This is a genomic window from Streptomyces sp. NPDC001530 (genome assembly GCF_042894545.1).
In the GTDB taxonomy this organism is placed as follows: Bacteria; Actinomycetota; Actinomycetes; order Streptomycetales; family Streptomycetaceae; genus Streptomyces.
In genome coordinates, this window is record NZ_JBIAVS010000007.1 from 368,166 (window position 1) to 378,270 (window position 10,105).

At 71.6% G+C, this 10,105-nt stretch carries 8 protein-coding genes and 1 pseudogene; 1 reads left to right on the plus strand and 8 read right to left on the minus strand.

The window, feature by feature from the left end:
* Nucleotides 1–24 precede the first annotated feature (24 nt).
* The 8 genes and pseudogenes from ACFY0T_RS16825 to ACFY0T_RS16860 form a co-directional block, all read right to left on the minus strand.
* The gene (locus tag ACFY0T_RS16825; RefSeq protein WP_388870268.1) at nt 25–156 is read right to left on the minus strand and encodes a hypothetical protein; all 132 of its coding nucleotides are present in this window, start codon (nt 154–156) and stop codon (nt 25–27) included.
* Entirely contained in the window at nt 153–2,459 is a 2,307-nt protein-coding gene (locus ACFY0T_RS16830) for a xanthine dehydrogenase family protein molybdopterin-binding subunit (protein ID WP_388870271.1), read from the minus strand. Before ACFY0T_RS16830 ends, ACFY0T_RS16825 begins: the two co-directional genes overlap by 4 nt.
* Nucleotides 2,456–3,952, minus strand: coding sequence for a 2Fe-2S iron-sulfur cluster-binding protein (locus tag ACFY0T_RS16835; RefSeq protein WP_388870273.1), 1,497 nt, complete (start codon nt 3,950–3,952; stop codon nt 2,456–2,458). The genes ACFY0T_RS16830 and ACFY0T_RS16835 overlap by 4 nt, the downstream gene beginning before the upstream one ends.
* Complete coding sequence (locus ACFY0T_RS16840; protein WP_388870276.1) at nt 3,949–4,842, minus strand: FAD binding domain-containing protein; 894 nt, start codon at nt 4,840–4,842, stop codon at nt 3,949–3,951. The genes ACFY0T_RS16835 and ACFY0T_RS16840 overlap by 4 nt, the downstream gene beginning before the upstream one ends.
* Before the next feature lie 280 nt (nt 4,843–5,122).
* Entirely contained in the window at nt 5,123–6,787 is a 1,665-nt protein-coding gene (locus ACFY0T_RS16845) for a beta-N-acetylhexosaminidase (protein WP_388870279.1), read from the minus strand.
* Between the two features lie 4 nt (nt 6,788–6,791).
* Nucleotides 6,792–7,069 (minus strand): annotated as a pseudogene (locus ACFY0T_RS16850) (ABC transporter permease subunit); the annotation flags it as partial.
* A gap of 557 nt (nt 7,070–7,626) precedes the next feature.
* Nucleotides 7,627–7,932, minus strand: a complete 306-nt coding sequence (locus ACFY0T_RS16855) for a DUF3039 domain-containing protein (protein WP_388870282.1) — start codon at nt 7,930–7,932, stop codon at nt 7,627–7,629.
* Nucleotides 7,933–7,961: 29 nt separating this feature from the next.
* Nucleotides 7,962–8,534, minus strand: coding sequence for a YqgE/AlgH family protein (locus tag ACFY0T_RS16860; RefSeq protein WP_388870285.1), 573 nt, complete (start codon nt 8,532–8,534; stop codon nt 7,962–7,964).
* Between the two features lie 281 nt (nt 8,535–8,815).
* On the opposite strand from ACFY0T_RS16860, the gene murA reads away from it, so the two are divergent.
* A partial coding sequence (murA, locus tag ACFY0T_RS16865; protein ID WP_388870288.1) for a UDP-N-acetylglucosamine 1-carboxyvinyltransferase occupies nt 8,816–10,105 on the plus strand: 1,290 nt, incomplete at its 3' end.

Sequence of the window (10,105 nt, forward strand, 5' to 3'; positions counted from 1 at the left end):
GCGAAAAACTCCCGGCGGCCGACCTCAGGCGAGGTACACGCCGCCTGCCACAACCACCACAGCCGCCAGTACGAACACCAGCACCCACAGCATCAACTTCCCGATGCTGGGCGGGGGTTCATAGCGTGGCGGCGGCTCGGGCTCGGGAGCGTTCACAACGGGGTCACCACCGCTGCCTGGGGGCGGATCGGGAGGCGGTTGACCGGGCGTCCCGTCGCCGCGCGGACGGCGGACGCCACCGCCGCCGGAGACGTCACGACCGGCACCGCACTGACCGCCTTCGCACCGAAGGGGGCGACCACGTCGCGCTCCTCGACCAGCTTGACGATACGGATGTCGGGTACGTCCAGGGCGGTGGGGAGGGCGTACCCGGTCAAGTCCGGGTGGCGGACCAGGCCGCGGGCCGTGCGCAGGTTTTCCGTCAGCGCGGCACCCACGCCCTGCGTGACACCCGCCTCGATCCGGGCGGTGAGCTGCGCCGGGTTGAGGACGCGGCCCACGTCCTGGGCGAGGGCGAGTTCCACGACACGGACCGAGCCGAGCTCGATGTCGACGTCCACCACCGCACGGATCGCGCAGAAGGCCAGGCCCACGAAGGCGTCGCCCTGCCCGGCCGCGTCGAGCGGCTCGGTCGGATGCGGGCGGCACTGCGCGGTGGCCCACAGCTCCTTGCCGTCCATCGCCTCGGTGACGGTCGTGGACAGCACACCGTCGTACGACGTGATCTTGCCGTCCGTGATCTGGAGCAGCTCCGTGGACATGCCGAACTTGTGCGCCAGGGGCTGCAGCAGTTGCGTGCGGACCATCTTCGCGGCGCGTTCGACGGCTCCGCCCGACACCCAGGTGTGCCGGCCGCGGCAACTCGCGCCCGCGGGCGGCTGGTCGGTGTCGACCGGTGCCACGTGCACCTCGTCGATGCCGAGCGTCTCCTGGACGATCTGCCGGGCCAGCGTGGTGAAGCCCTGGCCGGTCTCCACGGCCGCGCAGAGCACCGTGGCGACACCGTCGTGGACCTTCACCGTGGCGGTGGAGACCTCGTCCGCGCCCTCGGCGCCGAGCATGTGGACCATACCGAGGCCGTAGCCGACTCCGCGGCGGACGGCGCCCGGTTCGCCCGCGCCCTCGGGGCCGCCGGGCAGCAGCCACTCGTCCTCGGGCGTGTCCTTGGGGAGCGCGGGGAGCGGGAAGTCCCGTACGGCTTGCAACAATTCAGCGACCGGGGCCGGGCACGTCACCGTCTGGCCCGTGGGCAGCACATCCCCCGTGGCCATCGCGTTGCGCAGGCGCAGCTCCGCGGGGTCGATGCCGAGCTTCTTCGCCAGCTTGTCCATCTGCGCCTCGTAGGCGGCGCACACCTGCATGGCGCCCTCGCCGCGTACGTGGCCGGAGGGCGGGTTGTTGGTGCGTACGACCCAGCCTTCGATGAAGGCGTTCGGGACGACGTACGGGCCGCAGGCGAAGGAGACGGCGGCGGCCAGCGACTCGGCGGAGGTGTCCGCGTAGGCCCCCGCGTCGAGCAGGATCTGCGCCTCGACCTTGACCAGCTTGCCCTCGGCGTCGGCGTGGTGGCGGTAGCGCAGGAGGGTGGGGTGCCTGTGGCCGTGGCCGAGGAAGGACTCCTCGCGCGTAGCGGTGAGTTTCACCGGGCAGCCGGTCTTCAACGCCAGCAGGCCGAGCGGGAGTTGGAAGCCCTGGTCCTCGCGGTCGGCGGTGGCGCCGGGGACTCCGGTGACGACGACCTTCACGCGCTCGGGTTCCAGGCCGTAGCAGGCGGCGGCCGTGTCGCGGTCGGTGTGCGGGTCGGTGGAGGCGACGTAGAGCTCGACTCCGCCGTCGGGGCGGGGTACGGCGAGGCCCGCCTCCGCGCCGATGGGGGCCGGGTCCTGGCGGCCGATGCGGTACTGGCCCTCGACGACGATCTCGCCGGCCGCGGCCGGGTCGCCGTGGCGCAGCGGGATGTGCCGGATCAGGTTGCCGTCGGGGTGCAGGGGTTCGGCCTCGAAGGCCTGCTCCGGGTCGGTCACCGCATCGAGTACTTCGTACTCGACGATGACGGCGGCGGCGGCCATGCGGGCGGTGTCCGGGTGGTCGGCGGCGACGGCCGCGATGGGCTCCCCGTGGTGGCGTACGACCTCGGAGGCGAACACCGGGCGGTCGGCCCGGCCGCGGCCGTGCAGCGCGCTGCCGGGCACGTCCTCGTGGGTGATGACGGCTCGCACGCCGGGCATCTCGCGCGCGTGGCTGGTGTCGATGGACACGATGCGCGCGTGCGGGTGTGGCGACCTGAGTACTGCGGCCCACAGCAGGCCCTCGGCCCACAGGTCGGCGGCGTACGGGAAGGTGCCCTCGGTCTTGGCACGGGCGTCCGTGGCGGGCAGCGAGACGCCCAGCCCGTGCGGCAGGGGCTCGGGGCCGGTCTCGGGTGCCGCCGGTGTCGCGGTCGCGGCTTCGTTGCTCACGCCTGGCCTCCGTCCTGGCCGTACGGCTGCTCATGTGGCGCTCGGGGATCGTACGGAGAACCGTCCTCGTACGCCGATGGGTGGACGCCGCCCGCGCCCGGGCCCGCCTGGTGCGGGATGCGCGCCTCGTCCGCGTCCGGCGCGGCCTCGGCGGCGGCGGAGTGCGCCTCGCGTTCGGCGACCACCTCGCGCACGGCGTCCAGGACCCCGCGGTAGCCGGAGCAGCGGCACAGGTTGCCGCACAACGCCTGGCGGGTCTCCAGCTCGGTGGGCGCGGGGTTGCCCTCGAGGAGGTCGTGCACGGTCATCGCCATGCCCGGTACGCAGAAACCGCACTGCACGGCGCCGCACTTGGCGAGCGCCCGCTGTACGTCGGAGGGCTGCCCGTCGGCGGCCAGGCCCTCGACGGTGCGCACCTCGCTGCCGGCGGCGGTGACGGCGGGCACCAGGCAGGACGCCACGAGCCGTCCGTCGACCTGCACGTTGCAGGCGCCGCACTCGCCCTGTGAGCAGCCGTCCTTGGCGCCCGCGAGGCCGAGCCGCTCGCGCAGTACGTAGAGCAGCGATTCGCCGATCCAGGCGTCGGTCACGGGGCGGTCGGCGCCGTTGACGCGCAGGACGTACGAGGCGAGGGGGTGTTCGTCGTGCTGGGCCGGGGCGGGGGCGTCCGCGTCCCGCACCCCTTCGGCGGCGGCACTGTCGGAGGCCGCGGCGGCGCTCTCGGCGGCGGCCTCGGGGGCTTCCGGCTCCTCGGGTGCCGGGTCCGGCTCGGGCGCCTGCGCGGTCGCGGCGGCCGTCGGCTCGGGCCCGGCGACCGGCTCAGGAGCCTCGTGAACGGGCTCGGCGGCCGTCTGGGCGGCCTGCGCGGGCGATTCCGCATGTGGGTGCGCCGACGGCTCCGCGGGGGCCTCAGCGGGCGTTTTCTCCGGCTCGGCGGACCACGCCTGCCCGATGGTCTCCGTCGCCCAGGGCGCGGCGGCGCCGCCGGGGAGCGTGGCGGGCGGTGTCCCGCCCCACTGCTCGACGAGCGCCGATGTAGTGAACTCGCCCGATTCGTCCGGAAGATCACCACCTGCGACGGGAATCGACCACTGCCCGGTCACGTCGTGCCCGGGCGCGGCGCCCTCCTGTGCGGCCTCGCTGAAGTCCCACTGCCCGGTGGCTCCCGGGTGGTACGAGAAGCTGTCGGGGGCGGCTTCCTGAGGCGCGGCGTTCGGGTCCGGCCACTGGACGGCCTCGGCGGGCACGGCCCAGGTACCGGTGGCCGCCGGGTCCGTCGCGGCGGGCGACGTGGGCGCGACGCTGATCTGCGGGGGCACGTAACCGTGCCCGGGTGCCGCGAGCGGGCTGTCCCGGTCGGCGAGGAGGGCGTCGATGCCCCCTTCGGGGAGCTTGACGAAGGCGGTGGCGCCGTCGTCGTAGTCGCCCTGAGGCAGCGGGTCCCACCGGCCGCCGCTCTGCGGAGCGCCCTCTCCGTGCTGGTCGTCGGTCACGACAGTGCCCTCCCCAGTGCTCGTCGGGCCAGCGCGGCGACGGTGCGCCGCAGGTGCAGTACGGCGGGCGGAAGCGGTGTCACGGAGCCGTCCTCGGCGGGGACGGGGTCGGGAATGCAGGCCGCGGCGACGTACTCCCCGAAGGCGCCCAGCGCCTCGGGCACGAGCGTCCGCTCCCCGTCCCAGTCGATCAGCTGGGCGACCCACGCCTCGGCGTCCAGGGGCCGCAGCGGCATCGGTGCTATGGCCCCGACGGCGCACCGCACTCCGCGCCGTGCGGGGTCCAGGACGAGCGCCACGGAGGCGATCGCGCGTCCGGGTCCGGTGCGACCGGTCGCCTTCAGGAAGACCTGCGGCGCGTGCAGCAGCGGCACGCGCACGTAGCCGATGAGTTCGCCGCCGCGGAGCATCTCCATGCCCGCGAGCAGGTGCGAGACGGGGATCTCGCGGCGGGCTCCGCCCGGGCCCGCGATGATCAACGTGGCTTCCAGGGCGGCCAGTACGGGCAGCGCGTCTCCCGTAGGGGCGGCCGACGCGATGTTGCCGCCCAGGGTGCCCGCGTTGCGGATCTGTGGCGGTCCCGCCGCGCGCGCGGCGGCTGCCAGTGCCGGGATGAGGGCCGCGAAGTCGGGGCGCCCCATGCGGGCGTGGGTGAGGCCCGCGCCGAGCAGCGCGTGGCCGTCCTGGTACTGCCAGCCGCGGATCTCGCTGATCCGGCCGAGGCCGACGAGCGCGGCGGGCCGCAGCTGTCCGGAGTTGACCGCGGCCATGAGATCGGTGCCGCCGGCCACCGGAACGGCGGCGGGCATGGCGGCCAGGGCCGCCACTGCCTCGTCCAAAGAGGCGGGCAGCGTCACGGCCTGCGCCGCCTGCGGTGCGTGCGTGGTCAAAACCGGCTGCCCCTTCCCGCTGCCCCACCTGGTCCCACCTGTGCTGCCGTACGGTACGTGCTGACAGGGCGGACGTGGCAACTCTGGCACATCTTCCCCGACCCTCGACGCGGGGGTCCGCTAGGAGGCATTCGCCCCCTCACCAGGGAGATGGTCCGTTTTCGCACGGCATCGCCGGTGAGTGCGAATTGCCACTCTTCAGTGCCCCTTGGGTGCCTTTTTCCTTGTGGGGGCACGGTGTCAGGGTGAACCCTCCGGGACACGCCGGTCGGGAGTCGCCTCACACGTTTGGGGGCGCCCCCTCGATCGGGCGTCCGAGGCTGCCCGTCATCCCTTCGGGGGCAGGTCGCCTCTGCCACGGCAGCGGTCCCATGGGCGGGCGATAGGCCACTCCCAGGGCGTCGAGCCGCTCGTAGTGGGCGGTCATCCGGCGCTCGAAGTCGGCGAAGTCCCGTTCGGCGGGGGCGGGCAGGGCGCTCCAGGCGACCTCGGCGAAGGCCGCGAGCCGCGGGTAAGTCTGGTAGTCCACGCGCGCGTGGTCCTCCATCACCTCGGTCCACACGTTGGCCTGAGTGCCCAGCACATGCCGTGCCTCCGCCTCGGTGAGCTGCGGCGGCACCGGTTCGAAGCGGTAGACGTCCTCCAGGGTGCGGACGTAGCCGATGGGCATCGGCTCGTCCTCGCCGGCGTCCTGACGGTGGTCCAAGTACACCTGCTGCTCAGGGCACATGACGACGTCGTGGCCCGCGCGGGCGGCCGTGATGCCGCCCTGATAGCCGCGCCACGAGGACACGGCCGCGCCTTCAGCCAGCCCGCCCTCCAGGATCTCGTCCCAGCCGATCAGCCGACGCCCGCGCGCGGAGAGCCAGTTGTCGAAATGCCGGATGAACCAGGACTGCAGCGCGTCCTCGTCCGCGAGCCCGAGTTCCTTGATGCGCGCCTGCGCGGTGGGCGACTGCTTCCACTGGTCCTTGGCGCACTCGTCGCCGCCGATGTGGACGAACCCCGAGAACGGGGCGGCGTCCGCCGGGAACAGGTCGAGGAGTTCCTCGAACACCCCCTCGTAGAAGCGCAGGGTGTTGTCAGTGGGGGCGAGTACGTTTTGGGAGACGCCCCAGTTGTCCCAGACGGTCAAGGAGGTCGTGTCGATGACGTCGGTGTTGCCCAGTTCCGGATACGCGGCGATGGCGGCCTGCGAGTGCCCCGGGATGTCGATTTCGGGGACGACGCTGATATGCCGCTCGGCGGCGTACGCGACGATCTCGCGGATGTCGTCCTGCGTGTAGAAGCCCCCGTGCGGCTTCTCCTCCCACAGCGGCGAGGCGCGATGGCCGAATTTCGTACGCGCCCGCCAGGATCCGACCTCCGTCAGCCTCGGGTAGCGCTCGATCTGGATGCGCCAGCCCTGGTCGTCGGTGAGGTGGAAGTGGAAGACGTTGAGTTTGTGGGCGGCCAGGAGGTCGAGATGGCGGAGGACTCCGTCCTTGGGCATGAAGTGGCGGGAGACGTCGAGCATGAGGCCGCGCCAGCGGAATCGGGGCGCGTCCTCGACGGTCACCATCGGGAGATCCCAGTCCCGGCCCGGCCGCACCGGAGCCCTTCGGTATGCGTCGGGGCCGAGCAGTTGCCGGAAGGTCTGGGCACCCCAGAAGACCCCTGCGGCACTGCCTCCCTCGATGCGGCGCGCGTACCCGTCGATGACGAGGCGATACCCCTCGGGGGCGAGGCCCGGGTCGATGGCGAGGACGATGCGGTTGTCGGTGTCATGGCCGTCCGCCAGCGGAAACCCGGTGGCCGCGCCCAGCGTGGAGCGCAGCCAGCGCGCCACGCCCTCGGTGCCGGGCCGCGCCTCGATCGTCGTCTCCGCGTCCAGGCTCTCGTATTCGGGGCTGGGTGGGGACCAGTTGAGTTTCCGGGGCGCCGGAATCAGCTGCACATCCGTCATGCCATCAGTCCTTTACCGCTCCGCCGAGGCCGGAGACCAGTCGTCGCTGTACGAGTACGAAGAAGATCAGCACCGGAATCGTCATCACCGTGGAGGCCGCCATCACGCCGCCCCAGTCCGGCTCGTCCGGCTTGTAGAAGACGAGGAGAGCCATCGGCAGAGTGGACTGCGAGGTGTCGCTGATGAAGGACTTGGCGAACAGGAAGTCGTTCCAGGCCGAGATGAAGGAAAAGACACTCGTGGCCACAAGGCCCGGGAAGACCAGGGGAATAGAATCTGCCATTTTTTGACGTCCTCCCCGCTCGTGCGCGAGGGGGAGAGGCGGCCACGGCGCCGCCGAGGGACGCGGTCTCCAAAACGTCACGCTGTACGGAGCGGATACCCGCGTACACCCGCCGCCATCCCGAACTGGCAGGCATACCAACCCCCTTCGATGGGTCAGAGGGCGAAGTCGCTGTAGTGGCCGTACGCCCACGAGTCACGCCGTGGAGCCGGTGATCGCGGGTACGTACATGCGCCGAGCATGGTGAGCTTCAATCCCGGCCTCGGCGCGGCCCGTACACGCGCGTGCAGCACGGCGGGCACGACCGACGGCCGGCGTTGCGCGCAGGCCTCCACAGACTCGGCGTCGCACAACGCGGTCTCGTGTGAACCACGCCGTACCGCGCAGCTCGCCGATCCGTGCGGCCCTCCCCCGTCCGCCCATAACGTCGATGTCGGTGTCCAGCTCCCAGCTATCCGTCCCCACCCCGGGCACGACAAGACCGCGGCACCCCGCACCGGAGCACCGCGGCCACGCTCAGCCCACGCAGCGCACCGCGCCGCAGGACCTCGCGGCGTTACTTCTTGTCGCCGCCCTTGCCACCCTTGTCCTTGTCGCCACCGGCGCCCATGGACTCGTAGATCTCCTTGCACATGGGGCACACGGGGTACTTCTTCGGGTCGCGACCCGGGACCCACACCTTGCCGCAGAGGGCCACGACGGGCGTGCCGTCGAGGGCGCTCGCCATGATCTTGTCCTTCTGGACGTAATGGGCGAAGCGCTCGTGGTCCCCGTCGCCGTGCGACACCTGCGGCGTCGGCTCTACGAGGGTCCCCGTCCCCGTGCCTCGCTGGGGCTGGGTCTCAGGCTCAAGAGTGCTCATGAGTGCAAGGGTACTGAAGCCCGCGCGCATCAGTTGAGCGACGGGTCGTCCGGGTACGTCGCCACCATCGCCAGTTCGTTGCGCTGGCGGCGCAGGACCTCGCGCCAGAGCCGTTCGGGGGACGGGGAGGAGACATCTCCGGGTTCGGACTCGACGACGTACCAGGCGCCCTCGACCAGTTCGTCCTCCAGCTGGCCCGGGCCCCAGCCCGCGTACCCGGCGAAGATTCTCAGCGAGCCGAGGGCCGAGGCGAGGAGTTCGGGCGGGGCCTCCAGGTCGACGAGGCCGATCGCGCCGTGCACGCGCCGCCAGCCGAGGGGCGCGCGTTCGCCGGACGTGCCGCCGGGGATGACCGCGACGCCCAGCGCCGAGTCCAAGGACACCGGGCCGCCCTGGAAGACGACGCCGGGCTCGCCGGCCAGGTCCGCCCAGGCTTCCAGGATGTCGCCGACGTCCACCGGGGTGGGACGGTTGAGGACGACACCGAGCGAGCCCTCCTCGTCGTGGTCGAGGAGCAGCACGACGGCGCGGTCGAAGTTCGGGTCCGCCAGGGCGGGCGTGGCCACGAGCAGCCGCCCTGTGAGCGAGGACACCTCGGTCATGCCAGACATGATCCCGCATCTTCCCTTCGTGTGGGGAGGCAATGCCCGTACGGGAGTGAATGCAGCTCAGGGCGTACAGATGCGACCCCCGCGCACGCCCGTACCGGTGACCCCGTGTGCCCGATTCGGAACGGTTCGTGTTGTGGCAAAGCTATGACCTAGCTGGGTGGTCCTTGGGCTTACTGAAGGGGGGTAGGCGGCCATTACCCTTGCTGTTCGGCTTCCGCGCAACCGGCCTGCCGACGACTCAGCCCTGCCCAACTCATCGGAACGCGAGATACATGACCGTCAACGACGATGTCCTGCTTGTCCACGGCGGAACCCCGCTTGAGGGCGAGATCCGTGTCCGTGGTGCGAAGAACCTCGTGCCCAAGGCCATGGTGGCCGCCCTGCTGGGCAGCGCGCCGAGCCGGCTGCGCAATGTCCCCGACATCCGCGACGTGCGGGTCGTACGCGGTCTGCTGCAGCTGCACGGTGTGACGGTCCGTCCGGGTGAGGAGCCGGGCGAGCTGGTGCTCGATCCCTCGCACGTCGAGAGCGCGAACGTCGCCGACATCGATGCCCACGCGGGTTCGTCGCGCATCCCGATCCTGTTCTGCGGCCCGCTGTTGCACCGTCTGGGGCACGCGTTCATCCCGGGGCTCGGCGGCTGTGACATCGGCGGTCGTCCCATCGACTTCCACTTCGAGGTGCTGCGGCAGTTCGGCGCGAAGATCGAGAAGCGGGCGGACGGCCAGTACCTGGAGGCCCCGCAGCGGCTGCGCGGCACCAAGATCCGGCTGCCGTACCCGTCCGTCGGCGCCACCGAGCAGGTGCTGCTGACGGCCGTGCTCGCGGAGGGCGTCACGGAGCTCGCCAACGCCGCCGTGGAGCCCGAGATCGAGGACCTCATCTGCGTGCTGCAGAAGATGGGCGCGATCATCGCCATGGACACCGACCGGACGATCCGCATCACGGGTGTGGACAGCCTCGGCGGTTACACCCACGCGGCCCTCCCGGACCGCCTGGAGGCCGCCTCCTGGGCGTCCGCGGCGCTGGCGACCGAGGGCAACATCTACGTCCGCGGCGCCCAGCAGCGGTCGATGATGACGTTCCTGAACACCTACCGCAAGGTGGGCGGCGCCTTCGAGATCGACGACGAGGGCATCCGCTTCTGGCACCCGGGCGGCCAGCTCAAGTCGATCGCCCTGGAGACGGACGTCCACCCCGGCTTCCAGACCGACTGGCAGCAGCCGCTCGTCGTCGCGCTCACACAGGCGACCGGCCTGTCGATCATCCACGAGACGGTGTACGAGTCCCGCCTCGGCTTCACCTCCGCGCTCAACCAGATGGGCGCACACATCCAGCTCTACCGCGAGTGCCTCGGCGGCTCGAACTGCCGCTTCGGCCAGCGCAACTTCCTGCACTCCGCCGTCGTTTCGGGCCCCACCAAGCTCCAGGGCGCCGACCTGGTCATCCCCGACCTCCGCGGCGGCTTCTCCTACCTCATCGCCGCGCTGGCGGCCCAGGGCACCTCCCGGGTCCACGGCATCGACCTCATCAACCGCGGCTACGAGAACTTCATGGAGAAG

Bases quoted from the DNA above. Each gene is read 5' to 3' on its own strand.
- ACFY0T_RS16845 (WP_388870279.1), bottom strand. From the start codon at position 6,787: ATGACGGATGTGCAGCTGATTCCGGCGCCCCGGAAACTCAACTGGTCC.
- ACFY0T_RS16855 (WP_388870282.1), bottom strand. From the start codon at position 7,932: ATGAGCACTCTTGAGCCTGAGACCCAGCCCCAGCGAGGCACGGGGACG.
- ACFY0T_RS16860 (WP_388870285.1), bottom strand. From the start codon at position 8,534: ATGACCGAGGTGTCCTCGCTCACAGGGCGGCTGCTCGTGGCCACGCCC.